This is a genomic window from Streptomyces sp. CBMA29, assembly GCF_014596445.1.
Classification (GTDB): Bacteria; Actinomycetota; Actinomycetes; order Streptomycetales; family Streptomycetaceae; genus Actinacidiphila.
The window spans coordinates 66,309-91,744 of record NZ_MECL01000211.1; the positions used below are offsets into that span (position 1 = coordinate 66,309).

20 protein-coding genes and 1 pseudogene are annotated in these 25,436 nt (G+C 68.2%); 6 read left to right on the plus strand and 15 right to left on the minus strand.

Features of this window, described 5'->3' with window-relative positions; translation table 11 throughout:
* Positions 1-100: 100 nt before the first annotated feature.
* From BGM09_RS28150 to BGM09_RS38050, 4 genes and pseudogenes are all read left to right on the plus strand, one after another.
* Positions 101-5,344 carry a caspase family protein gene (locus BGM09_RS28150; RefSeq protein ID WP_188284512.1) on the plus strand — a complete coding sequence of 1,748 codons (5,244 nt, stop codon included), beginning with the start codon at positions 101-103 and terminating at the stop codon, positions 5,342-5,344.
* The gene (locus BGM09_RS28155) at positions 5,341-6,207 is read left to right on the plus strand and encodes a hypothetical protein (protein ID WP_188284513.1); all 867 of its coding nucleotides are present in this window, start codon (positions 5,341-5,343) and stop codon (positions 6,205-6,207) included. Before BGM09_RS28150 ends, BGM09_RS28155 begins: the two co-directional genes overlap by 4 nt.
* Positions 6,208-6,467: 260 nt before the next feature.
* Positions 6,468-7,400 (plus strand): aminoglycoside phosphotransferase family protein, encoded by a 933-nt coding sequence (locus tag BGM09_RS28160; RefSeq protein WP_188284514.1) that lies wholly within the window; start codon positions 6,468-6,470, stop codon positions 7,398-7,400.
* A 143-nt stretch (positions 7,401-7,543) separates the two neighbouring features.
* Positions 7,544-7,668, plus strand: a pseudogene (locus BGM09_RS38050) (IS701 family transposase); the annotation flags it as partial.
* A 44-nt stretch (positions 7,669-7,712) separates the two neighbouring features.
* Here BGM09_RS38050 and BGM09_RS28165 read toward each other — a convergent pair.
* From BGM09_RS28165 to BGM09_RS28205, 10 genes are all read right to left on the minus strand, one after another.
* Complete coding sequence (locus BGM09_RS28165; protein ID WP_188284515.1) at positions 7,713-8,828, minus strand: hypothetical protein; 1,116 nt, start codon at positions 8,826-8,828, stop codon at positions 7,713-7,715.
* An 86-nt stretch (positions 8,829-8,914) separates the two neighbouring features.
* Entirely contained in the window at positions 8,915-10,993 is a 2,079-nt protein-coding gene (gene fxlM / locus BGM09_RS28170) for a methyltransferase, FxLD system (RefSeq protein WP_188284516.1), read from the minus strand.
* A gap of 24 nt (positions 10,994-11,017) precedes the next feature.
* Positions 11,018-12,289 carry a lanthionine synthetase C family protein gene (locus tag BGM09_RS28175; RefSeq protein WP_188284517.1) on the minus strand — a complete coding sequence of 424 codons (1,272 nt, stop codon included), beginning with the start codon at positions 12,287-12,289 and terminating at the stop codon, positions 11,018-11,020.
* Positions 12,286-15,228 carry a lantibiotic dehydratase gene (locus tag BGM09_RS28180; protein ID WP_223187727.1) on the minus strand — a complete coding sequence of 981 codons (2,943 nt, stop codon included), beginning with the start codon at positions 15,226-15,228 and terminating at the stop codon, positions 12,286-12,288. Before BGM09_RS28180 ends, BGM09_RS28175 begins: the two co-directional genes overlap by 4 nt.
* 213 nt (positions 15,229-15,441) lie before the next feature.
* Positions 15,442-15,618, minus strand: coding sequence for an FxLD family lanthipeptide (locus BGM09_RS28185; RefSeq protein WP_188284519.1), 177 nt, complete (start codon positions 15,616-15,618; stop codon positions 15,442-15,444).
* Positions 15,619-15,857: 239 nt separating this feature from the next.
* On the minus strand, positions 15,858-16,805 hold the full coding sequence (locus tag BGM09_RS28190; RefSeq protein ID WP_223187712.1) for an endonuclease/exonuclease/phosphatase family protein: 948 nt from the start codon (positions 16,803-16,805) through the stop codon (positions 15,858-15,860).
* Between the two features lie 56 nt (positions 16,806-16,861).
* Positions 16,862-17,128, minus strand: a complete 267-nt coding sequence (locus BGM09_RS38055) for a DUF5999 family protein (RefSeq protein WP_411158375.1) — start codon at positions 17,126-17,128, stop codon at positions 16,862-16,864.
* On the minus strand, positions 17,125-17,655 hold the full coding sequence (locus BGM09_RS28195) for a DUF6302 family protein (protein ID WP_188284521.1): 531 nt from the start codon (positions 17,653-17,655) through the stop codon (positions 17,125-17,127). The genes BGM09_RS38055 and BGM09_RS28195 overlap by 4 nt, the downstream gene beginning before the upstream one ends.
* The gene (locus BGM09_RS28200; protein WP_188284522.1) at positions 17,652-18,095 is read right to left on the minus strand and encodes a DUF6415 family natural product biosynthesis protein; all 444 of its coding nucleotides are present in this window, start codon (positions 18,093-18,095) and stop codon (positions 17,652-17,654) included. The genes BGM09_RS28195 and BGM09_RS28200 overlap by 4 nt, the downstream gene beginning before the upstream one ends.
* A complete protein-coding gene (locus BGM09_RS28205) occupies positions 18,092-18,595 on the minus strand; it encodes an ATP-binding protein (RefSeq protein ID WP_223187714.1) in 504 nt (167 codons plus the stop codon). Before BGM09_RS28205 ends, BGM09_RS28200 begins: the two co-directional genes overlap by 4 nt.
* A gap of 276 nt (positions 18,596-18,871) precedes the next feature.
* On the opposite strand from BGM09_RS28205, the gene BGM09_RS28210 reads away from it, so the two are divergent.
* Together BGM09_RS28210 and BGM09_RS28215 are read left to right on the plus strand one after the other, a co-directional pair.
* Positions 18,872-19,759 (plus strand): helix-turn-helix domain-containing protein, encoded by an 888-nt coding sequence (locus BGM09_RS28210; RefSeq protein WP_188284523.1) that lies wholly within the window; start codon positions 18,872-18,874, stop codon positions 19,757-19,759.
* Positions 19,760-19,796: 37 nt separating this feature from the next.
* Positions 19,797-20,009, plus strand: a complete 213-nt coding sequence (locus BGM09_RS28215) for a DUF397 domain-containing protein (protein ID WP_188284542.1) — start codon at positions 19,797-19,799, stop codon at positions 20,007-20,009.
* A 247-nt stretch (positions 20,010-20,256) separates the two neighbouring features.
* Here the strand turns inward: BGM09_RS28215 and BGM09_RS28220 are convergent, their stop codons facing one another.
* The 5 genes from BGM09_RS28220 to BGM09_RS28240 form a co-directional block, all read right to left on the minus strand.
* The gene (locus BGM09_RS28220; RefSeq protein ID WP_188284524.1) at positions 20,257-20,946 is read right to left on the minus strand and encodes a hypothetical protein; all 690 of its coding nucleotides are present in this window, start codon (positions 20,944-20,946) and stop codon (positions 20,257-20,259) included.
* 333 nt (positions 20,947-21,279) lie between these two features.
* The gene (locus tag BGM09_RS28225; protein ID WP_188284525.1) at positions 21,280-23,010 is read right to left on the minus strand and encodes a mobilization protein; all 1,731 of its coding nucleotides are present in this window, start codon (positions 23,008-23,010) and stop codon (positions 21,280-21,282) included.
* Positions 23,007-23,849, minus strand: a complete 843-nt coding sequence (locus tag BGM09_RS28230) for a plasmid mobilization relaxosome protein MobC (RefSeq protein WP_317452928.1) — start codon at positions 23,847-23,849, stop codon at positions 23,007-23,009. The genes BGM09_RS28225 and BGM09_RS28230 overlap by 4 nt, the downstream gene beginning before the upstream one ends.
* Positions 23,850-24,054: 205 nt before the next feature.
* Positions 24,055-24,861, minus strand: coding sequence for a DUF2637 domain-containing protein (locus BGM09_RS28235; RefSeq protein WP_188284526.1), 807 nt, complete (start codon positions 24,859-24,861; stop codon positions 24,055-24,057).
* Positions 24,862-25,281: 420 nt separating this feature from the next.
* A partial coding sequence (locus tag BGM09_RS28240; RefSeq protein WP_188284527.1) for a DUF3631 domain-containing protein occupies positions 25,282-25,436 on the minus strand: 155 nt, incomplete at its 5' end.

Here is a 25,436-nt window from a genome sequence, read left to right on the forward strand (position 1 = left end):
ACGCCAAAAAGATTGACCAGTCCCCTACTTGGCGAGTGCAGAGTGCGATCTCATCGCTACAGTTTCCGCAAGCTCATGGACTTCGCGGTGGGGCGGTAGAGTGGGTCGGCGATTCTTCATAGCGCTGGGGAGCGGTCGGTACCGCCACCTCCCCGACGACGCGCAGTTGCGCTCTGTGCCCTCTGACGTCCGCGCGACGAGAGATCTCTTCGCCGGTTTCGGGTACGAGCCCGTGCTGGCTGGGCTAGGCGAATACGACGGAGCCGAGCAAGTCCGGCAGAAGTTGTCGCACTGGTCGGAGGACACTGCTCTCACTAGCGATGACGTGGTAGTGGTGTACTTCGCGGGCCACGGTTCGGTAGAGGAGCGCGATCGACACTATCTGCTCTGCTGGGACTCACGTGACGCAGACCTCGCGACCACGGCGTTGGCCACCGAGGATCTGGTGCGCATCTTGTGCCGAGGAAACCTCCGGCACCTCCTGCTTATTCTCGACACCTGTGCTGGCAGCGCCGGAGGCGCCGAAGCCTCGACGTTCGCGCTCCGGACGATCGCCTATCGGAACGCGGACGCCGACTCGACGGGCTTGTGGTTTCTCGCATCCGCCCGCAGGAAGGATGTTGCCGAGGACGGCGCGTTCGTTGCTGCTCTGACCGAGGCCGTTGAGACGACCACAGGGCGTACTGGCCAGCGGCAGCAGTATCTGGACCTTACAGAACTGGTCAAGGCGGTCAACGAACGGTTCGAGGGTGAGGGGCTGGGCCAGCGCGCCGAGTTGGCCTGTGGTCTGGTGACCGGCATGGCTCCGTTCCTGCCGAACAGCGGGTACACGGACGAACTGCCCCCCATCGGGACCGACCTGGAAGTGCAGCGCCGGGTCGCCTTAAGAGACCTGACGGAGCATTTCGGGCCGCGCTCGCGCGGTGTGGAGTTCGAGTCGGAGCAGGGCCTGTACTTCAGCGGGCGGGTCCGGGTGCTGTCCGAACTGGTGGCCTGGTTGACCGCTAACGATGGCGACGGCAGAGGAAGAGTCGTCACCGGTAGTCCCGGCTGCGGAAAGTCCGCAGTCTTGGGAAGGATCGTTGCACTGTCGGACAGACGGTACCGGGACCGCCTCGACCTTGCTGGTGTCAACCCTGCAACCGCGGTGCCTGCCGGGTGTGTCACGGCTGCCGTGCACGCCCGTCACAAGCGGCTCGAAGAGGTAGTGGAACGTCTTGCCACAGCCCTAGAGGTCGAAGCCGACGGTCCTGCGGCGCTACTGCAGGAGCTGACCAGGAGAGGGCGCCAGGGCCAGCCGCTCGTCATCGTGGTGGACGCAGTCGATGAAGCGGGGTCGGACACCGCCGCGGACGCTGGCGGTCACGGCGAGCCCCGCCGGATCACGCGGGAACTGCTCCGCCCCATGGCGGAGATCCAGGGCATACGGCTTCTGGTCGGGACTCGCCATGAACTCGTCGGCCCCTTGGGCCCCACCTTTGTCTGCATGGACCTGGACCAGCCCCAGTACCGTGCGAGCGCGGACGACGTGGCGGGTTATGTCACCCGGGTTCTTCTGGCGAGCGAGGAGGCCGGGGTACGCACTCCGTACCGTGGCCTGCGCGATCTCGCACGGACGGTCGCCTGCGGAGTCGCGGAGAAGGCGGCCGGCGTCTACCTCTACGCCAGGACGACGGCGCGTACCCTGAGGTCTGATGTGTCACCGGTGGACGTCAGCCAACCCCGTTGGGCGGACACACTCCCGAGCGAGGTCGGCGAGGCATTCGACGACTACCTGGCCCGTTTCGGGCCGGACGAGCCACGGGTCCGCCGCATGCTGATCGCCCTCGCCTTTTCGGAGGGCAAGGGGCTGCCCCGGGGCCGGACATGGACGGCGATGAGTACGGTGATCTCCGGCGTGCCCTGCACGGAGGAAGACATCTCCTGGGTCTTGGACGTCGCGGAAGCGTACATCGCTGAGGTCGTTGATGACGACCGGCGTTCGGTCTACCGGCTTTACCACAAAGCACTGGCCGAGCATCTGCGCGCGACGGCCGACCGACCGCCCGAGGAGATCCAACGGTCTGTCGTCGAGGCACTGATCTCTCTCGTCCCTACTGCTTCCGGGGAGCGACCGGGTTGGTTCGCCGCTGTCCCCTACGTCCGTCAGCACCTGTCGACGCATGCGGCGGCGGCAGGAGTACTTGCCGCCCTCATCGAGGATCCAGGATTCCTGCTCGCTGGCGAGCCGCTGGCTCTTTCAAGGGCATTGGCCTCGGTTGAAGGCGAAGGCCCCAGACGGATCCGCAGCTCCTACGAGCAGGTCGCGCACCGCCTCACGAGTGACCACGCGGTCGGAGACCGTGCCGCCGACCTGCAACTGTCGGCCCGCCGTTGTGAGGCCAACGAGCTCGCCGACCGCATCGACGAACTCGGGGTCGACCTTCCGTGGTCTGCGCGGTGGGCATGGTGGTCGACCAGCGGAGTGCACCGGTTGCTCCACGGTCACACGAAAACGGTCGGATGCGTCGCGGTCGGGGACCTCGACGGCCGTCCCATCGCGGTGACGGGAAGCGCGGACGAAACTGCCCGGGTGTGGGACCTCACGTCACAGCGTCAGATCGGAGAACCATTACCCGTCGGCACATCCGTGAGCGCCGTGGCGATCGGAGAGCTGGGCGACTACACGGTCGCTCTCACCGGAGCCGTCGACGGCACGGTGAAGATCTGGGATCTCTCGGCTGGTCAGGAGTACGGGAAGGCCCTCACCGGACACACTAACCAGGTTGAGAGCATCGCGGTCGGCACCGTCCGCGGCCACCCGGTGGTCTTGACGGCGAGCGCGGATGGTACAGCGCGCGTCTGGGACCTGGTGGAAAGGCGGCAGTTCGGCGCTGAACTAGCCGCTCACAAGCGTACGGTCCGGGACGCCGATCTGGGCCAACTCGATGGGCGTCCCATTGCTGTCACCGGCGGCGATGACAAGGCCGTCTACGTCTGGGACTTGAGCGAAGTGCTGGACGGAGGAGACGCACGCGTCGACGGGAGTCCGCTCATCGGCCCGGCCGACGCGGTGACCGCAGTTTGCGTGGCCCAACTCGACGGTCGGGCCGTGGCTCTGGTCGGGGACGCGGCAGGAATGCTCAGCCGATGGGACCTCACTGACCGCCGGCAGATCGGTGAACCGGTCATGGCTCACGTCAACTGGGGCATGAGCGGGGTCGCGTCTGCCGTAACCGGTCAGTTCGAGGGCCGTCCAGTGGCGTTGACCAGTGGACGCAACGAAGCGCGATTGTGGGACCTGCGGACCCTCCAGCAGTTGGCGCCTTCGCTCCGCGGCCATGTCGAACTCCTCAGGGCCGCCGCTCTCACTGCTCGTGGCGACGCCTTCTTCGCGGTCACGGTCAGCCAGGACCGTACGGCGCGTATATGGGACCTCACCGCTGATCAGCCCGATGAGGGACACACCCGCGCGGTTGGCTGCACAGCCCTCGGTGAGTTCCAAGGCCGGCCCTTGGTCGCTACCGGAGGACAGGACGCGACTGCTCGGCTCTGGGACCTTCGCACGCGCGCTCAAGTGGGCATGCCTATGGAAGGGCATTCCGGCGAGGTCTCCGCCATCGCTCTGGGAATCCTCGCCGGGCGGGCGATCGTCGCGACCGGCGGGTCCGACACCTCGGTACGACTATGGGATCCGTTTCAGGGGAATTCCTTTGGGTTTCCTCTCACGGGACATACCAATGCAGTGCGCTGCGTGGTCTTCGGTGAACTGGATGCCGCGACAATTCTGGTCACCGGAAGTGACGATGGCACGGTCCGGATCTGGGACGTCGCATCCGGGAAGCCGACTGGCCCTCCTATGGGGGGACACATTGGCGGTATCTCCCACTTGACGGTACGCTCCGTCGAGGGTGGGATCGAGGTACTCCTCGCCACTTCCTTGGACCATGCATATCTGTGGGAAATAGGTAAACGCGGCAGTGCGTGGCCCATTGAGCCGCGCGCGCACCTCCCGTTGGAGGACCTCAGCCCTACTGCGCGGGTTGTCGGCGTCGCGTTTCATGGCGTTCGGCCCGTGGTTCTAACGACCCAAACAGGAAACAATATCTACGTTCACGACGTGCCGAATTGTGACTTGGTGGGCGGTCCATATCTCGGGCACACTGCTATGGTGTTGGCTGGCACGCTTGGCCGTATTGAGGGACACTCAGTCGTGGTTACGATCTCTCGCGACGAAACCACTCGTATCTGGAATTTGGAAACGGCGCAACCCGTGGGCGTCCCCATGGAGGGGCACACCCGTGTTGCCTATTCACAGTTTGCTCATGTGCCGGCGCCCCTACTCACGCAGGTCGACGGAACTCCACTGGGGGTCATTGCTACTTTTCGCGACGTAAGGATCTGGGACATCGCCGCCATGCGACCGATCGGAGAGCCGTTGTGCGCTGCGGAACGGGCTCACGAGTTGGTTTCGGTCGATATCCTGGATTCCAAAGACGGCAGCGCCAGTGTCGTTACAACCGCCGTCGACGGTGTGGTGCGCACACATGACCTGGTTGGGGGCCACCAGGTGACAGCGCACCTCACATCCGCATTACCGAACACCTATGACGCAATGGCTGTCCCATTGAATGGCGACACTATGCTCGTGCGCAGTGGCTGGACAGAAGCCGAAGTGTGGAGCCTGACATCCCGGCGCCGTCTGGGGAAGCGCGCAGGAGTCGCCCTGCGTGCATGCCTACTGGTGATGGAGGACGGTGAGGCTGTCGTCGTGTCTGTTGCAACAGATTTCAGACTCGAAGCTTGGAATCCGCGGACGCAGGTTCCTCTGGGCCCTCCCATGGCAGGTCACTCCGACTACGTGAATACATTGCGATCGGGAAGGGTCGGTCGCCTTACTGTTGTTGCCAGCGCATCCAGTGACGGGACAGTGAGGCTGTGGGATCCGAACTCAGGCAGGCCACTCGGTGATCCTCTCGGTGGTCATAAAATGGGCGCTTATGGCTTGGAGCTCGCTTCCTGGGATACTCGCGATGTCGTCATCTCCGGAGCGGGCGACGGGCGTCTGCGGTTTTGGGATGCCTCACGTGCGGAGGATATAGGCGTCGATCTTGAGCCATTCCCTTCGACGGTCCGAGCTATCCGCGTCATATCTGTTAATAATTCGCCCACCTTAGTCGCGGCCGACCGCTATGGTCTCATTCGGGTCTGGGACATGACCGCCTCATCCTGGATCCGTGAACTCGACATTGGCAGCGGCATCAGTGGGATCGCGATAGATGCCGGCGGACGGGTTTGCGTGGCAACTGACATGGGCGTGATCGCGCTGCACCTCAACTTCGTCCTCCAGCGGGGCGTCTCGTGACTCGTGTCGTTCTCATTCATGGCATCGGCCAGCAGTTCAAGGGGGCGGAGACGCTGCTGTCCGACTGGTATCCGGCGCTGGTTGACGGTCTAATACTTGCGGCCGGTACGGCCCCAGCCCGTGACGAAGTCTCCATGGCTTTCTACGGGGACCTCTTCCGTGCCGCCGAACACCGTGGTCTGGGCGAGCCGGAAATCGATGCGTCCGACGTCCAGGAGGGCCTCGAACGCGACCTACTTCTTCAGTGGTGGACGTCCGCGGCCCAGGGGGAGAGGCGGGTCGCTGGTCCCGGCGCCGCAACGCGGCTGCGGACCCCGCTCTTGGTCCAGCGGGCCCTAGACGCCCTCAGCCACTCAGCCTTTTTCTCGGGCCTTAGCGAACGTGCCATGATCGGCAGCGCCCGCCAGGTACGGCACTACTTCACCGAGCCGGAAGTACGCGCCGCTGTACAGGACCGTCTGTCTCAGACCGTAAGTCAGGACACCGAGGTCATCGTCGCGCACTCGTTGGGCACTGTGGTCGCGTACGAGGCGGTGTGCGCCCACCCGGAGTGGCCCGATCTGACGCTGGTCACCCTCGGGTCTCCGTTGGCCGTTCGTAACCTCGTCTTCGATCGGCTCATCCCCCGGCCCCTTGGCGGTTACGCAAGATGGCCGCTCCCGGCGAAGCGCTGGATTAACATCGCCGACGCAGGTGATGTCGTAGCCCTGGCTAAAGAGCTTGCGCCGACGTTTGGAGACCGTGTCAGTGACTTTCTGGTACACAACGGTGCCAAAGCGCACGATGTAAGTCCGTATCTCACCGCCCGGGAAACTGGCTTGGCCATGGCCGAAGCACTGCGCGACCGCAGTTCCGAAGCGTAATAAGGTGTCTCGCTACGAATGCGGACCACATTGCCCTGCCCCAGCGGAGTGGCTGCCGGTGGTTACTCAGGTGAGTCGGGAATCTCCGCTTTGGAGCGCTTGAGCCCCGCTCGTACACGTGCTCGCCGAGGCGAACGGGGCGGGGCGGCCTGACCGGTTAGCACTCCAACTGTGATCGAGATCTTGGCAGTGCTCGGTCTGCCGGGCAGCGGCGGGCTTGGGCTTGGTGGTTGTGGCTGGCTGGCGCGTAGGGTGCCGGGGTGATCGCGATGCCGGAGGAGTTCGCGCAGAGCACCGTCGCCCGCGAGGGGAAGGCTGGTGCGGCGTGGCTCGCCGAGCTGCCCGGGATCGTGGAGGAGTTGCTGGGGCGCTGGGAGTGCGTGCCGGATGGTGAGGTCATGCACGGGGGTGTCGGCGTCATCGTTCCGGTACGGCGGCGGGCTGAGGGGAGCGCCGTGCTGAAGGTGTCGTTTCCGCATCCCGGCAACGTCCATGAGCCGGATGCGTTCGTTGCGTGGGGCGGTTGCGGCGCCGTCCTGCTGCATGAGCGCGACGACGAGCGGTTCGCGATGCTGCTGGAGCGGGTTCAGCCGTCGACCCTGGCGGAGGTCGAGGACGGCGACGAGGTGGTGACGGTCGCCGGGCGGCTCAACCGCCGCCTGGCCATACCCGCACCGCGCGGCCTGCCCCGGCTGCGTGATCAGGCCGATGGCTGGGAGGAGCAGTTGCGCAAGGACGCCGAGGAACTGACGCATGCGCTGCCGCGTCAGGTGCTGGATGTCGCCGGGGCGACCGTTCGGGAGCTGGGTCGGGTCCAGCCGGACACCCTCGTCCATGGCGATCTCCATGCCCGGAACATCTTGCGAGCGAGCCGAGAGCCGTGGCTGGCTGTCGATCCCAAGGGGTGCGTGGGGGATCCCGCCTACGACGCCGGAACACTGCTGAAGTCCCGCGCGCTGAAGCTCCTCGAAGCGGATGACCTGTACAAGGCTGTCCACCGCGTCTTGGACGTCTTTGCCGAGGCCGCGGAGATCGACCGTGAACGCGTCCAAAGGTGGGCCCAGTTGCATGCCGTCCAGGCCGCGTTCTGGGGCCGCCGCCACGGTTTTCGTATCGCCCGCAGTGGACCACGGCTGGACTGGCTCACCGAATTCGTCGATCGCCTGGCGGAGTTGCTCACCGAGCGCTCGTAGTGCGTGGTGGCGCTGGTAGAGACCGGGAGGTGGACGAGTTCGGCCGCCGTTGATCATCGTGAGCTGTGGGGACCGACGATGAGGTCATAGCTGCAGGTCACAGGATAGATCCTGACCGGTGGCGGGAGACGTTCACGGAGGCCATGGGCAGCATCGCGGGCCAGTTCGCCCGACACGACCCTCGCCGGCGAGCCGGGTAGCTGTGCTGGATCTGCTGTCGGACCTGCCCCGCACGACCTGCTGGACCATCGCGGAGTGGGCCGGGGAGGGCGTTGGGGGGCTGTGCGGACAACTCACCTGACTGCAAGGCCGCTACACGCCCGACGATGCTGGGGCGATCAGGGAACGGGTGATGATCGCCTCGCCGATGTCCAGGCCAGCCGACAGATCGGCCGCGTATTCCTCGGGCAGCGTCCCAGCCTGGAGGCCGCAGGCTCGGACCAGGTCACTGCACTCTTGGGTTTGGCGATCCGTGGCAAGCGCGTTGAACAGGTGGTCGGACAAGACTTCGCGGGCGGCGTATCCGTCCCGCGCCGTCGCCGTACGACGGGCCAGGTCGTCAACGATGGTGCAGGCCAGAGGGTGTTCTGCACTCCCGACGAGGTCCAGGACCGTGAGCCCGAGCCGCACATCGAACACCGTCTGCCCTGGCTCGCCTTCATGGCCCAGGTACAAGGTCACCAGATCTTCCAGGCGGGAGTCGTCATCTGGCCCCGCTATGCGCCGGCACAGCGCGGTCAGGCATGCGGTGACGGCCTGCTCCCACGGCTCTCCTTTGGCGGTGGCGGCGAGGAGTTTGGCTGCCCGGTCGGCGTCGCCGCCCGTGAGCGCGGCGACGACGGCGACTTGGCGGCCGTCGAGCATGCGGGTGCCGACGCCGTGGTGTTGTTCGATGTGGGCGAGGGCTTGTCGCCACCGTCCTGTGGTGGTCAGGGTGCGTGTGCCGTCGGCGAGCAGGACGCGCCACAGCCATGCCCGGACTTCCCGCCGGTCCTTTTCACTACGGGTGAGGCCGGCCGGTACGGCGATGCCCTCGAAGGCCACGCTGTTTCCGGCGCGGACTGCCTCGTACAGGTCGAGGAGCCGCTTGCGGCCGTCGTCGGCGTTGCCGGCGCGGATCTGCAAGCGGGCGAGGTTGACTAGAGGTTCCAGCCCTCGGATGGCGCTGGATGCCGTCAGCGGGCTGGCGACCAAGTAGGCGTTGGCGTGCCGGTGGCACATCGCCCTGGCGAGGTCGGGAAGGCCGACGTCCGAGGCGAGGAGAGCGGACTGGTTGAAGATGGTGGAGGCCAGGCCCTGGTCGTTCTGATCAGCAGCTCGCCCGGCAAGGTCGACCAGCGCGTGTACGCGGTCGGGCAACGGCAGGCAGGCCGGGCGGAATCGGGCCACGAGCGGGAAGCGTCGGGCTATGTGGCCGTACGGGTCCACCGGGGCCCCCTTGGGGTGAAAGTGCGGGTAGGGGACGGTGGAGCCCGTCGGCTACAGGCTCCACCTCCATTACGCCTGGGCTGGCGTCACCGCCAGTCGGCGACGATGCGGTTCAGCGGGGTGTCGATGGCGAACAGGCCGGGCCGCTGCTCGATCGCGGGTGCGTCGAGGCGCTGGATCTCGAAGGACGCCTCGTGGCCCCGGTAGTCGCGGTCCCACGTGCGGACTGCTTCGGCGACCTTGGCGGCCAGTTCGTCACTGCCGCGGCCGTGGCCGATGACGCCGAATTCCCAGAGCTTGCCGCCCTCGGGCGTGGTCTTCTCCAGCAGGCGGCGGGCGAGGTAGGTGACGGCGCCCTTCTCGACGGCTGCTGTGGAGGACGGGTAGGGGTCCTCGGTGAGCAGAGTCCCCTTGGCTGCTGCCGGGAACAGCATCCGGATCAGTCCGGACGGCAGGCAGCAGGAGACGAACAGCTCCATCCACTCAGGCGACTCCGAGGCTTGGACCGTCATGCCGGTCCACTCCTGGGTGCGCGGCTGGTGGAGCACGCCCGCCAGGGCCTCGGCGTCGATGGGCTGCCCGGTGGGGGCCTGGAGCCGGACGGTGCCGTCCGTGCTGAGGGGGATGACGCGGCGGTCGTCGTCGGCGATGCCCCGGCGCAGGGGCATGAAGGTGTTCATTTTGCTGCCGACGCTGGTCCAGCGGCCGTCGTGCTGCTCGTAGGCGATGGAACGGGACACGCTGCCCTTGAGCCGCTGGGGGACGACGAGCCGCCCGCCGGGAGCGAGTTGGTCGAGCCAGGCGTGCGGGACGCCGTGGGCGCCGACGGTGGCGATGATCCGGTCGTACGGGGCTCCCGTCGCGTGGCCGAGCGCCCCGTCGCGGGTCACCGCCTCCACGTTGGTGAATCCGGCAGCGGCCAGGTGCGCGCGGGTGCCATCCACGAGGTCTTCGTCGACGTCGATGGTGCTGACGTGGCCCTTCTCGCCGACGAGGTGGGCGAGAAGGGCTGCGTTGTAGCCGGTGCCGGCGCCCAGTTCGAGGATGCGTTCGCCGGGCTGTGCGTCGAGTTGGTCGAGCATAAGGGCAACGACGCTCGGCTGGGAGGCGCAGGAGATCGACGTGCCGTCGGTGTCGTACTTGATGTTGACCTGGCTGTTGGCGTACGCCTCTTGGACGGAGGCGTCGGGCACGAACAGATGGCGGGGAACGGTACGCAGCGCGTTCTCGACTGCGGGCGTGCGGGCGTATCCAATCTTGCGGATCTGGTCGACCAAGGCGTTGCGGAGTCGTGGGGCCTCGGCCCCGTTGGGGGCGATCGTCTCGGTAGTCACCGCCCCGACGCTAGTGGTCGCGGGTGTGCCCTCCGTGGACGACGCGGTGTTGTCACTCGATCCCATGACTGCCTCTCGTGCTGTGGTGAACAGGGCGCTTTGGTCGTCCGGGAGGAGACCGGCGCGGTTGGCGTGGAAGATCACGTGGTGCGCGATGACTGCGCGCAGACCGCGCGAGAGCCTGCCCGTACTGGCGAGGTTGGCCAGCGTGGTGCCGGCTCGTTCGAACGCGGCTATCCATTCGGGGTGTCCGTCGAGCGGCCTGCCTGGGCGGGACAGGCTGTGGGCGTCGACGGTCATCAGCGTGCGCATCGCCGGTATCAGGGCGGCGGTCCGCTGCGGGGTGAGTTCGGTGGGCTGTCGCAGCGCGGCGGCCTTCGCCCAGACGTCGCCCTGTTCGTACCAGTCCAGGTTGGCGGCGCGCATCATGGCGCTGAGCAGCAGGGCTGCGGTTTCGCGGCGGCCGATACGTCCGGGGCCGGGCTGGTAGGTGACCAGGTGTCGGCAGTCCTCGTGGAACAGTACGTGCGCGGCGTCCATCGCGCGGGCTCCGCCGAAGGCAGCGGATTCCGGCTCGTAGATGCCGGGCAGCCAGGACACCACCGTGCCGTCGTCAACGAGTTCGCTGAGGACGGACTGGACAAGCGGCGACGGCTGAGGCGCGCGGTACCGCAGGGGCCACGGCTGCTTGTTCATGAACCACCACCCGCCGAGTTGCCCTTCTTTCTCGGCAGTGAGCAGGGCGGGGCCGAGGCGGCGGGCAAGGGCGAGCTTGCCCGCCTCGCGGTCGGTGAAGACGACGTTGTGCTGGTGCCAGTGGTCCGGGGCCATCGCGGAAGTCCTTGGATCGGTGGGTCAGGCAACGAGCAGGCAGGAGTCCCAGGCAGAGCAGGGCGGCGTGGTGGTGGTGACGAGGAGGGCGAGGGCTGTCCCGGCGGCACCGTTGAGGAAGCCGGGCCCTGTTTCCTCGTCCTCCATGGCAGCCTTCGCAGCGTCGTGCGGATCGGTGCCGGGCGGGCAGATCGAGGCCGTCAGCGCCGGTATGGCTGCACGGAGCTGTGCGCGCATTGGGCCTGTGGTGTCTTCGGCGACTCGGGATGCGAGGTGGGCGAGGCCGGCGAAGCCGTGGCACAGGCCGTTGTCGGACGTCGCCTTGAGTTGCAAGGGGTCGGTGAGGGCGGTCGCGAGAGCGTTTTCCGACTCGGCCTGGAGAGCGTCATCGCCCAGCGCGCGGGCCGCGAGTTGGCGGGCGCGGGCCAGTCCCGCGGTTCCGTAGCACCAGGAGGGTCGGAGCAGCCCGGACGGGGCGAGGCGATGGTCTCGCAGTTCGGCGCGGGTGACCCAGTACGGCCAGGCGATGCCGACGCCGGTTGGCTCCCGCCAGCGGTCCAGCCAGGCCAGGACGGACCGCATCGCGTCGAAGTGGCCGGGCACGAATGTGCCGCGGCGGGCAGCGAGCGCAAGGAAGGAGAGGACACCGCCGACCCCATGCGCGAGACCGTTATTGCCGTGTCCTCCGGGGAACCGCTCGTCGGGTCGGCCGGAGGGGCCGCTTGGCGTCCACCACCCGGGCAGAATCTCGTCCTTGAGGCTCACGGGCTGGACCAGGCGCACGCAGTAGTCGAGGACAGCGCGGACAGTTGAGCCGGACGGATCACGGCGAAGCAGGTAGGCCCCGTACCCGACCAGGCCGCGGATCGTGTCGAACTCCGCGAGCTGCGGCAGGTATCCGGCGTCCATCCGTCGGTGTGCTGCATCCAGGCGTCGGAGGGTATCCGTGGTGATCTTCCCGTCCAAGGCGGCGAGGGCGCTCTCGTAGGGTCCGGGTTGGTGCTCGACGGCGCAGGCCACGGCGTGGGCGAGGGCGGGCGCCCCGTAGAAGGGGTGGCTGTCGGGGCCGCTCGTGAGCGGCTCTGAGGTAGCGACCGCCAGCCAGTCGTGAGCATGCCGCCACGGTCCCAGGCCGCGGGCGGCTCGCTCAATGTGGAGCAGGGCGATCCCTATGGGCCCGTACGCCAGATGCTGCCGGTCGGTGGTGAGGGTGCGGGCGCCGACCGGGGCGGTCGCGGGGTCGGCCAGCAGGTCGGCGATGGCCTCTCCCATCGCCGTCACGCGGGGGCGCGTCATCGTGTCCTCCGTGACATCCAGGCCAGGGCGGCGGCGCGCGTGAGGTACAGGCAGACGGCTTCTTCGGCGAAGTCGACGGTCAGGTGGCGGACGAAGTGGACGTGCAGCAGCGAGGACAGGACATCGTCCGGGCGGATGCCTTGGGTGTCCAGGCTGGGAAGGTGGGTCCGGTAGGCGGCGACCGCTGTGTCGCGATCGGCCCACGCTTCCACGACTGACTGCCCGCCAGGCTGGCCGCGCAGGGCGGCCCAGTCGTCGGACGGGTCGGCCAGCCGTACCGTTTCGGTGAACTGCGGTCGCGGCACCCGGACGGGCGCGGCGGCGGGGATCTGCTGGATCAGCCAGCGCATCGCGGCTTCGGTGCTGCCGAGGAACGCGGCGGCGATAGCGATGGTGTGGGCGGCGACCAGGGCTCGCTGAGGGGGGCGTTGACGCTGGCCGAGTTGGGTGACCACCGCGCGCGAGTCGGTGCGGAACACCTCCTCGACGGCGTCCCAGGCCGGTCCGGACCCCCAGCGGCCGGTCTCACGGTAGGAGGTGGGGAGGCGTAAGTCCGCGAGCAGGCCGGCATCGCGTAGTTCGTTGGCCCAGGTGCCGATGGTGCGGGCTGTCTCGGCGAACGCGTCGGGCGAGGGCAGGGCGATCCGCAGCCGAAGGTGGTGGTCGGGGTCGCGGAAGCGGATGAACCACCAGGGTCGGCCGCCGAGCCGGTCGAGGAGGTCGGGGACACGGGCGAGGATCGTGTCTTGACGGCGCAGGTCGCCGTAGAGGGTGGCCAGCAGGAGGGAGGAGACGCCCGGGGTCTGGATCTGGTCCGGGGAGAAGGTCCGGGCCAGGGTGGGGGTCGGCAGCACGGGCCAGGCCGGTGGCCGGGTGGCTTTGAGGGGCACGACGACTTCGTGCGCGCGGCCGTCGCACCAGCCGTAGGCGTCGGCGGCCGGGGCCTCCACCAGTACCGCCGAGGGTGCGCCGTTCAGGTGGAGACGCAGCAGAGTTCGGTGCGCCGCGTGTGTCAGGTCCAAGAGCAACAGTCGGTCGCCTTCGGCCAGGTGAACCCGCGCAGGCATCCGCCGGCGGGACCGCCAGTCCTCAAGGGCGGCGTCCCACAGGGGTTGGGGGTCGTTGCGTCCGGGCAGCTCGGCAGCTTCCAGCCGCCATCGCGCCGGAGCCAGCACGGTTCGTCCGTATCGGACCCGGGGCAGGAACGGCATGGCGTTCGCGGCGCCCCAGTCGAACGAGGTGACTTGCGCGCACTGGGCGCGGGACAGCTCGGTGAGGAACCGGACGAGCGGCGGCGTGTGCTCCTTGAGGTTCAGCGCGTGCATGCCCACGGCCTCGATTCGCTGCCCGCGTTCGGGCGCGGCCAGGTACATGCGGCGCCCGTCGCACGCCACCGCCAAGTCGTCGGGGGTGAGGACGTCGCCGCCCGCGGCTCGATGCTCCTGGATGCTGATCACGGTGGGCAGAACCTGGGGGGTGCGCGTGACGTGGGCACTGGCGGGATGCAGCGGCGGGAAGGAGAGCTGGGCGGCGATGGTGCCGGCGTCGGCGGCCGGGAGGTCGGCCAGATCCGCTGCCAGCCGCTTCCGGTCTTCGTGGGCCAGCACGCTGAGGAAACGACCGGTGGTAACGCCGGCGCCCCGAGACACGCTCGTCAACTCCACGAGGAATCGACCGCGTTGTAGCTCTTCGACGCTGACAGCGTGCACACGGACGCCGACCTCCAGGTGCGGGGGCACCCTCGGTTGGTCCGGTCCCAGATCGAGCGCCGCGATCAGCTCGTCGGTGAGGACCACTTCGTCGTGGCCATCGAGCACAGCGGCCTGCGCGAGCCGCAGGAGCGTGTCGTGGCGTTCGTTGAGCCGGGATCGGCGGGTGTCGGCGGTCGCCCCTGGGTAACCGTCCGGGAAGCCTGTGCCGCTGTCGCAGATGACGTCGGCGAGCGGCACCATCGTGCCGATGCCGTACCGCTCGTAGAACCTGCGCTGGTACGCCTTCCACGCCGCCGTCCCGTGCGGCAGTGGACTGATCCGTGTCAGGACGTCAGCGGCGCGCTCGATCTCGTGGGCGACCTGCTCAGTAAGTTCAACTCTGGAGTCCAGACGCACGTCGAGGGCGAGGGGGTGTCGGCGCAGGCCGGGGGCCAGAGCCCGCATCCGGGCGGCGGTACGGGCCCGGCCGGTGCGCGAGCGGCAGTCGTGCAGGTCCTCTCGTACCGCGCGCAGTTCACGGACCACGTCGGCGGCCTCGGTCATGGAATTGACGTCCACGACGTGAAGCTGATTCAGCAGGTAGTCCAATGCGTCGGGCTCGGTGCTCGGTGCGTGCAGGCTGGTGATCAGCGCGTGGTTGCGGACCAGCCCGTGCACGAGTCCCCGTGCCCTTTCCCGGCCAGCTGCGGGAAAGTCGGCGGTGAGCTTGTCGCAGAGGACGCCCGCGCAGACGGGCTCGCGGGCCGCTTCCATGATCACCCGCACGGGTTCGGTAAGGGCCGTGGAAGCCTCGACCGCTCGCCGCCGTGCGCTGTTGGTGTCGGACTCGTACGGCACAACCAGCTGCCCGCCGCGTACCTGCACGGTGTTGTTGAGGATCACCGGCAGGCGCTCCAGCAGTTCGGGGAATGACTCCAGCCGTTCGACGACGGCCGCTAGCCACTCCGCGCTGGCCCGCGCGACGACCGTGTGCTCCGAACCCCACGCCGCGCCTGCCCGCGGTCCGAAGGCGGCCGGCGCGACGCCGGCGAACAGGCCGAACGGCGTGGCCCGCTGCTCGGCGCGCAGGACGTAGCGGGCCACCGAAGCAGCGGCACGGCGCACCTCACGCTCGGCCGGCTCGTCGGCGAGGCACAGCGCGCCAACCTGCGAGGCCAAGACAGGGCTGGCGTGCTCCAATGCCTCGGCCACGTCCTCCTGAGACCAGGCAGCCCGCAACCATTCCAGCCGACTACGTGCGCCACGCGGGGAGGAATCGGCGAGGTCGGGGGCCGCTGGCACAGGGAGTTCCGGTCGAGCGACGGCACGGACGAGTGCGGTCCGACTGGCACGGAATACGGTCCTCGACGCCATCACAACCTCCTGATCAGCCTGACGGGTGGCCGGTGCCTTCACGCTGTGGGCCGTGAAGGCACCGGCCTGGGTTCCCTGCGCCTACGGTCAGGCCACGCTGGAGACGCACGCGCCGCAGGTCGAGCCGCAGCCGTCGTCCGTCAGGTTGACCAGGCCGGCGGGGTCGCCGACCTCGACCAAGGTGACGTCCAGCTCGAAGCCGTCCGTCGCGGCCGGGTCCGGGCACACCGGCTGCGCCTGGGTGGTGTGCTGCACGTTCGTCATAGCAACTCCCTCTGGTGAGTCGTGGAACAGAAATGGTTCTCTGGCGACAGCCGTGCGGAGCGTAGGCATGCGCCTACGACGCGGCGGCAGTTCCTTGCCACCGGCCCGAGATCCTTGGCCCGCAAAGGGGGTGCAGGGCCGGTGCACCTCGGGACGGTGTCTGGCACCGCCTGACGAGCCGGGCTCGAAGCAACCGGTCCGCCGGGCGGCAATCTGTGGGCGGTGTCAGCGCCTGTCCGTCAGGCCGCGGCAGGGACAGATGTCGGCGTCAGGGCGTCGCGCAGCAGGTCGCGGTCGAAGGAGGCGACCAAGAGCGCATGGTCAGAGACCGCCGCAACGTCCTCGTTGGCCACGACTTCAAAGGACACCAGCGCGTCAGCAACTCGTGCGGTCGCGTAGAGGCGGTCGATGCGGCTGCGGCGCCCCTGGTCGCTGCGCCAAAGGCTTGCGGTCGCCGCGAATCCATCCTCTTCGAGGAGGTCCGTGGCCGAGTGGTGGCCAAGCTCGACGTAAACGGGGTTAGCGCCTGGGGTCCTGCCAGCCAGGATCTTGTCCGGCCGGGTATCGGAGACGGCGGCCCCGTCGGGGCCGAGGATCGTCCGGTGGTGGAAGTGGTTGGGATCGGTGACGGCGGACCAATCGGGCAGGGGGACGACTTCCTCGTCCGTCCGGTGGGGGTAGGAGTTGCAGTCACCGCCGATCAGGACCTCCCGGCCGCCGGCGGCGATGGTGACGAGGCGACGAGCCTCGCGCTCCCGGGTCGCCGGGTCATAGGAGCACAGATGGAAGCTAGCCAGGCTGAGCGGCTTAGTACCGGGCTCGCCGCGAAGCCGTACGACCGGGTTGGTGATCGGATGCCACCCGTTGGAGACGTGGGTGTAGCTGGCGAGCACTTCGAACATGCTCGTGTCCACGAACACGGCGGTCGGGTTGGGGCTCTCGGGGGTCGCCGGGCTCAGGAAGCACTGGAGCGGGCCGATCGCGGCAGCTTCTTCGTAGAGGTCGGCCGCGCCGTCGAGGGCCGCGTGCGTCAGTTCCTGGCGGAGCATGATGTACGGCCGGTACGAACGCAAGATGTCCATGGCGAGGTGGCGGCGGTCCTGGTTCGCCCCGGCCCGGTGGCCCGCGTGACCGTTGTGCTCGACGTTCCAGCAGGCAACACGCACTAAGTCGTCCCTGTCGGACACGGAGATCCCCTCATTTCGCGGGTCGAGTGGTGCACTCATCAGGCGTGATCCTTCGATTAGGGCTGGTCACAGCAGCTCGGGTAAGGGCTTGAGGACGCAGAACGTCTTGGACTGCGCGCGGCGGGGACGTGCGGCAGCGGTCGGCGAGGCGGCACTATCTCCCCGCTGGGCAGCAACTCCCCCAGGTCTTCGAAGATGAGCACGCCGTTGCACAACAGCGCCCAGCCTTGCTCCGGAGCGTGGGCCACGGAGCAAGCCGCGTCCCGGTCTGGCGCGCCCGCTTCCGGGCAGACCGGCTCGTGGGTGCACGGGCGGCTCATCATCGGCAGCCTCTCGACGCCTGATTTCGCAGATCCGGTGCGAACTGGTGGTCGGCCGACGGAGCTTCCGGCCTGACCGTGGGCGTGCCGGAGGCCCAGCAGAGCGACCGCTCCGGTCGCCTCATCTCAGCGTTGGCTGCGTAGCCGTAGAAGCGCAGCCTTTCGCGGTGGCCCGCGAACAAGTCCGGCGGTTTCTCCCCCCACTCCACAAGCCACCTGTCGGTGCCCACCGGCAGGGCCAGGTCCACCCGGACCAGAGGGAATCCGGGGATGTCCCGCAGGGCGGCACGGATTGCCAGGGCAACGGCCACCGAACTGGTCTCGATACGGCCCCCACGGCGGCACCCTCCGACCGGTACTGCCAGGAGGGGGATGCGGAACACGCGCAGGGCTACGCTGCCGCGCAGGAGGTCGCGGTCGTGGATGCGAGAAGCTACGGACTCGAAGTCGTACGCCGCCGTAGCCGGCAGCACCGCGATGGTCAGCGCAGGTAGCCGGACCTCGTACCGCTGGGTCGCTTCATGGGTCACGGCAGATCCTCCAGGAGCTCATCCAGCAGATCGGACACGGTCACGGCAAGGCGCCGCAGGTGGACGAGGGCCGCAGGGAAGTCAGCGGGGAACCTCTGCGTCAGGAGGCCGAACGACACTTCGAGGCGTTCTGGAGAGACCCCGCTGCCGGACCGCTGGGACACGAACACGATTCGCCGGAAAGCGGCATGAAGGCGCGGCCGAATGGTGGCGATCTCGGCTGCCGTGAGGTCGCCGGCGTACACGCCGAGAACGGACTCCAGATCCTCGAAGACCAGGTCAACGCTCGGTGTGCCGGGAGACTCCAGAAGGAACCGCTGCCTAAGTCCGGCCAGCACTCGGGCCGTCACCAGAGTGCTGTCGTCCGCGACGGTCACAAGAGGATCGGCAGCGACGTGGGTGGCGACGGTCTCCCGGGGAGCGAGCGTGCTGTGGCTCATCGGTGCGCCTGCCGCGGTGCCGGCACTCGCAGGAGACACCAGGTCCTCTTGCCGTCCTCGCTCACACCCCAGGACTCGGCCAGGGCGCTGACCAGGAGCAGCCCGCGTCCGTTCAGCGCGTCGAGGCTGCTCTCGCGCAGTTGGGGCCGCTCGGGCGAGCCGTCGTCGACTTCCAGCACCAGCAGTTCCAGGCAGATCACCAGGCGGAGACCGACTTCCCGCTGGGTTCCGTACCGGAATCCGTTGGTGACGAGTTCGCTGATCAGGAGCTGCGCGTCCTCCACCAGCGCCGACAAGCCCCAGAGGGCCAGCTTCGCCCTTGCGATCTTGCGGAGCTGGCCGACCCGGACGGCTGTGGAGCCACGAACCTCGCCCCCCTCGGTCAGGGGTTCGCGTTCGACCGTCATAGAGACGTCTTCCAGGACCTCGGGTAAGGCGTCTGCCGGGCTTCCGGAGTGCAGCTCCGCAAGGATCTCCCGGCTCAGTGCAGTGACAGCCATGCCTCGCCTCTTCGCAGCTCAGAAGGAGGACCGTGGCTGAACCTGACCCAATGTTCCGGTCGTTTCTGCCACGCCCCTGCCCGTGTTCGTGCTGGCTCAACTACCGTGGCCTGTCATCTCATTGGGCTGCAACCGAATCGCCGCTGAAATTTCAGGGAGGACCCATATTGGAATATTCATGGGCTTGCACAGGAAGTGTTGATGGCTGCGCAGGGGATGCGACACACTGCGCACGGTGGTTCACGGCATGCACAGGTGCTTGGGGGTAGTGCACAGATGGCAGCGAAGCGAGGCGCCACGGGTCGGCGCCTGGAACTGGGTCTCCAGTTGAAGCAGTTGCGGGAGAACTGCCCGCCCATCGAGGAGGGCCGCGCCCGTGGGATGACGCGCAGAGCGGCGATTCGCGGGCTCAAGTTGTCGGAGGCCAGCCTCGCCCGGATCGAGAACGGCGAACTCAACTTCCGCCGTAATCCAGGCGATTTGCGGACGCTCTTGAAGAGGTACGGCGTCACGGACGAGTCGCTGGTCGAGCAGTTGGTCGAGCTGAACCGCGAGGGGGTGAACGACGAGTGGCTGACGCAGTACCGAAGCGTCATGCCCACCGGAATGCCGCACTACGTAGGGCTTGAAGCGGAAGCGAGGCTGATCAGCGGCTACCACCCCACGGTGGTGTACGGGCTGCTCCAGACCGAGGCGTACGCCCGAGCCCTGTTCGAAGTGCAGCGCGCGGTCGAGGACACCACGAGCGAGTTCATCAAGCGCAACGTCGAACTGCGGATGGAGCGCAAGCGCCGGGTCTTTGAGCGCGAGGACCCCATCCGAACCCGCGTCATCCTGGGTGAGGCGGCACTGAGGATTCCGGTAGGCGATGATGACGTGATGCGGGATCAGTACCTGGAGATCATCAAGCTGGCGCGAGAGGATCAATTCTCGATCCAGGTGCTGCCCTTCAGGAGCGGCTACCGATCCAGCAACGACTTCACGATCCTCGACCTGGGGGAGCTGCCAGCCCGGGTGCAGACGGACAATGCTTGGGGCGCCGTCTCCACCTCGGACAAGCCCCGCGAAGTGGATCGGTTCACTCGCCGGTTCAACGCGATGGTGGGCGTGGCCCTGGGCCTCGAAGAGACCATCGACTTCCTGGAAGAACTAGCACGAAGGTAGTAGAGCCATTAACACTCCACACGTTCCAGCCAACGAACTGCTCCCCGACGAGGCATGGGTCAAGTCGTCGTACAGCGACGGCACCGGCAACAACTGCGTCGAGGTCGCCAGCCGCCTGGCGACCCACGGCGACATCCTTGTCCGCGACTCGAAGGACAAGGCCGGGCCAGCCCTGCGCTTCACCCAGAACGAGTGGGACGGCCTGCTCGCGCTGGTCCGCGACAACGGGGCCGACTTCGGCCTGATCTGAGAACGACCGCAGCAGCGACGAGCGCCGTACTCCTCAGCCCTAATGAGGAGTACGGCGCTCGTCTCTGCTGAGCATGACGCCCGCTCTGCCAACGTCGCGCACTGCCAGTCTAAGTTTCAGCCACGGCTGCCGACCGTGATTCCACATCTGGACGGGGACCGAAAACGCGGCGGCACCGCAAGTGGCTGATCGGCAAGTCCAACGCGTCGCAGGGAGAAGAAGCTCGCAGGCACCTCTCCGGGCTGACTCAACGCAGTGCTCCCGGCGAATAACGCTCGACGTGGCGAGCCATCGGGTTCCACACCCATATCTCGCTCTGCAACCATAGACGCGGGAGGTCCGTCATCTCCTCACAGAACGGATCCCCGCATCCTCCACAGAGCTCTCCCTGATCCATGTGGATGAACAAGCCTGTACGGACTTCAGTTGGACGCCAGTCTCGGTCTCCGATCAGGACAGCCCTCAGGTTGTACAGCTGCATGCCGGCAGTTCCGTCGGGAGCAGGCACCCGCCATTCACGCTCGTGCATCCAAGTGGAGTCGGCGCCAGTTCGCACCGCCCAGTGCTCCAGCCCAGCCGAACGGAACTGGTCGTAGACCTCGTTTGGCACGTAGGCGACCGTGCCACCGCCAGCGGCGAGCAATCCCTCGCGCGTGGCCACAACTCCCCACGGCTCGAACCGCCTCTCCCCAATGAGGTGCGCCAGGTGCGCGACCGGGCTCTCGGAAAAGCAGATGCACGCGCGAGCCACGTTGTAGGGGGCGAAGGAACGTAGTGTCTCGCTGCCGATTATCGAGTCCAGGCGCTGGCTGGCGGTCATTGCTCGGATGTCCGGCGTTGCGTTCGGTCCCGGCTCCCTGCCCCTGCTGGTGAAGTGAACCAGCTCGTCGCTCTGCGCGGGCCCAACCGCACCCATGGGAGGTTTCGCGACCATCATCCTTCGCCTTTCCACTATCTGTCAGTGACTTATGCCTCAGGCGCATGGTCGGGTCTGGGCGCGAAGGCACGCTTGCATCGCGGATGAGAGATCGGGCATGCCGCCGACCGTTCGGAGCATCTCTCCGGCCTTGTCTAGGTACTGGTGACTGGTTCAACCGCAGCCAGGCCCGTCGAAGACCTACATGAAGCGCACATCGGCCTCCCGCGCCCAGTTCAGTGTGCCGGAGTCGTAGGCGACGCCCGACTTAGAGAGCGTCGCCTACGCCGCCAGGCATGCACCGACATGCGTTCACTCCGTCACGAAGGCTCGGTTTGGAGATCGCGTGCGCTGTCACCGACTGCGGGGACGGCGAGGGTCGGTGGGCAGGCCGGTGGTGGTCGCAGTGGAACTCGGACTGTATGGGCGGGGGAGGTTGCCTGCGGCTTGGGAGCGTTGGCGGGCTGCTTCGGCGCGGGGGTTGGGTGCGGGGTTGCGAGCGGTGTGTTGGATGCGGCCGAGGAGGACGCGGGCGGGTTGGCGGGCTGTGGTGAGTTCGCGGCGGGCGGCTGCTTCGGTGAGAAGTGCGCGGGGCGGGTGGCCGGCGGCGTGGGCGTCGGCGAGGACGGTTGCGAGGGCGGGCCAGGTGGGGTCGGTGAGGATGCGGTCGGCGTGGTCGGGGACGGCGGTGCGGACTTGTGCGGCGAGGGTGTGGGTGATGTCCGGGTTGGGTTGCCGGTGGGTGAGGGCGGTGAGGTGGGGGGCGGCGGCCTGGTCGTAGGCGGCTTGCAGATGGATCACCGCGGTACGGGCTGCTTCGGCCTGCTGGTGGTGGCCGCGGGCCTGGTGCCAGCGGGCGGCGAGGATCGCTGACCAGACCAGGGCGGTGAGCAGGACGGCGAAGGTGCTGCCGTCGGGGCCGTCGCCGGCGTGGGCGATGTCGCGGGCGGCCTGGCGCAGTCCGGTTGCGGTGTGGTGGTCGGCGCGGATGCGGGAGCGCTGGGCGCGGGCGAACTCCCGGCTGGCGGAGCGCAGTTGGTTGCGCAGTTCGGCGGGTCCGGTCTGGGCGGTGGCGTCGATGATCTCGCCGAGCGCGGTGATCTGTGCCTGCGCCCGCGCGTCGTCCCAGGTGTCGGGGTGCTGGGTGAGGTGGTCATGGAGGGAGTCGAGGGCGCTGGTGGTGCGCTGCCAGCTCGTGCTGCGGCGGTTGCGGCGGGCTGTCGGTTGTTCCTCCGGCGCGCTCCCCGCGAGGCGGTCGCGGAGCTTGGGGAGGGTCAGGTCGGGGGCGATTTTCCCGCCGGGGATGTAGAGCTGGGTGCCGTCGGCTTTCAGGTCGCCGGGGCGGCCGACGCTGTAGCCCTGGAGGTCGCCGGAGGGAAGCCGGCGGACCTTGACCTCGACACCGTCGGCCTCAAGGTAGGCGAACAGCTCCTCCACGCTGGCGGCGTGCGGGATGGCGGCCCGGATGCGCTCCTGCAGCCAGGCGCGGCTGGTCTGCTCCCAGCCGAGCCGGTCGGCCTTGTGCACTTCGGCCTGGGTCGGGCTATGGTCGCCGGTCCGGTCGCCGGGGGCGACTTGGTGGAGGCCGAGTTCGGTCTCGATGAGGCGGGCTTCGGCCTGGGCGCGCATGCCGCAGTTGTGGAGCTTGGGGCGGCGGCCGTCTTCGCGGACGGTGGTGGCCAGGATGTGGAGGTGGTCGTCCGCGTGGCGTACGGCGATCCAGCGGCAGGCCAGGGGGTCGCCGTCGGGGGCGATGCCGGCGGCGTGGACGATACGGCGGGCGATCTCGCCCCATTCGGCGTCGGACAGGTACCGGTCGCCGGGGGCGGTGCGCACGGGGCAGTGCCAGACGTGGTCGGTGACGGGTTTGCCGAAGCCTTCGTTGCGGAGGCGGACGGGGGCGTCGAGGATCTGGCCGAGGGCGGTGAGGGTGGCGTCCTGGTCGCGGCCGGGGTCGGGCAGGCCGCGGGGGCTGAAGGAGGCGACGATGTGCGGGTCGTGGTGTTCGTCGTGCCGGCCGGGCCCGTAGAGGTAGGCCAGCAGCCCGCGGGTGTTCCCGCCGGGCTTCTTCACCGAAGGGATCACGCGTCCTCCCCGGCAGTGGGCTCGGCGGCCTCGGCGGGCAGGAGCAGGGCGCGGGCGATACGGGTCAGCAGCAGGTCCAGGTTTTCCAGGCGTTCGCGGATGTCGGGTTCGATCCGGTCGTCGCGGTGCAGCACGTGCATCATCTGGTTGATGTTGACCCCGATCCGGTTGATCTCGTACCGGATCTGCGCGCGGAACTCCTGTACCGCCTGCCGGTCGGTGTGCAGGGGAAGATCGACGGTGAACGCGCCCCGGATGAAGGCCAGCGCGATATCCGCCAGGTAGCCCGACAGGGTGCCCTCGTAGCCGTGCCGCTCGGCCGCCGCCAGGAGGTCGGCGTGCTCGGACTCGGTGAAGCCCACCGGCCCGACGCGCAGCGTGCGGCGCTTGCCGTTGAACCGGCGGATCTTGCCCTTCGGTATCGCCTGCGTACTGGCGAGGACTGCGAGCGGCGGCACGTCGAGAGCGGGGACGCCTGCGTGGATGAACGCTGCGTCTTCCTCGCCCACCGGCACGGCTGTGGTCCGCGCAGTGCGGGCGCGGTCGTGGGTGTGTGCGGCGGCGAGTACGGCGCGCTGGACGGCGTCGAGTGCGTCCGGGGCGGGGCCGCTGGCGGCGCCTGCTTCTCCGCCCGGCGCGCCCTCGCGCCGGGCCTCCTCCGCCACCCCCGGGGCGGAGGACCCCAGACTCCGGCTAACAGTCGGAGACTGGGTACAACTGGCTCCGCCAGGAGCCGTGTTGTTGAAGGCTCGCCGCCACAGACCAGCCAGCTTACGGGCCTTGGTGGCAGGCGCGGGGCTTTCCTCGGCGTCCTGGACGGTCTCGGGGGTGGGCTTCACGGTGATCTCCAGCGGGACGTTTTCGGTGTGGCGGATGACGGTGCGGGTCCTCTCGTTGCACAGGTCATGGTTCGGACGGGTGGCGGTTTGGTCAGTCTGGGTTCGGGGTGTAGGAGGCAGTGCCCCGGATGTGCGGAAGTCCCATGCGGGAGTTCCGCACATCCGGATCGCGGACATGCGCGAGCCTTGGTCGGCGGAGCTTTGGTCAGGCGTCCGCAGGATGCGTCCGCGCCGGTTCGATCGCTTCGGCGGCGGGGGCGTGTTCGTCCTTGAGGTGCTTCATCAACTGCGTCAACCGGGAGCTGGCGACCGGTGTACCGGTGTCGCTTATCGCCTGCTTGACCACGGCCAGGCTGAGGCCGTGCTCGGCGACAGCGGGGCGGGCTACGGCGAGGAGCTGGTCCATGGATGCCGCCGGCGGTCGTCCGGTGCGCTTGCGCGGGGTGGTGGGTGTGGTGCTCCCCGGCCGGGTTTGCGCGTTGGGTGGCGAAGGATGGGCTGTCGGGGCCAGGGTCCGTTGGGCGGGTGCAGCGGCGGCAGTCAGCGGCGTCGTGGCTGGCTGACCCTGCTGTGCCGGTTGGGGTGGTGTGTGGAGGTGGCGGAGGAGGGTGGGGCCGACGGTTCCCCAGCCCAGCAGGAGTGCGGGGGCGACGGTGTCGATGGCGGCGCGGCCATAGTGGCGGGCCAGTAGCGGCTCGGCGGTGTTGAGGGCGAGGGTGAGCAGGCCGCACAGGTGCATGAGGCGGGTGGCTGAGCGCAGGTGGGCGGGGTCGGTGCCGTGGGCGGCGAGGTGGTGGAGGGCGACGAGGAGGCCGACGACGGACAGGTCGACCATCGGTGCGATCAGGGGCGCGATCGGGCGGGGGACGCCGAGCCGGAGGGCCAGGGTCCAGACGTTGCCGAAGGAGAAGACGAAGGCGAGTGCGGCGATGACTGCCATCACGACGGTGATCGTGGTGCGGGCGAAGGTCCCGGTGGCGGCGGGGTGCGCGCCGGTGGGGGTGGTGGGCATGCGGGAGGACGTCCTTACGGGCGAGGGGTGTGCTGGAAGATCCGTCTTGGCGTCTTGGCCGTTGCAGCCGCAGGTCAGGGTGGGTACGGCAGGGGCAGTCCCGGTGGGTGCGTGCCGTGGCGCGGAGGGGCTGCTGCCGTACCGGTACGGAACCGGTTCCGTCTTGGGACGCTGATCCGTCCCGGCGGAAGGCGTCCTGAGCTGCGGTTATGCGGCAGGGACGGTTGGGACGGCACGAGACGGACCTGTTTGCCGTCACGGTCTGGCGTGCCGCTCACGCGCGTGGTGCGGTGCCTGTTCCGTGGCTGAACAGGCACCTTGCTCAGCGGCTGAACAGCGGTCTGCTCGGTTTCTGAACACCGTGCGGCAGTCCGCGGCCTTAACGCTGGGATGGCTGGAACGCGTCCTGCGGCTGCCAGGTCAGCGGGGGGTGCTCTGTCTCGGGGGTGGGCCGAGGGGGTGGACGGTGGGGCAGTAGCGGCGCCAGGCGTCGGCGAACTTGTTGCGCATGTATCCCTTGCGCTGGGTGTGGTCGCTGATGCGGACGTTGCCGGAGGAGATGCCGAATTCGCGCA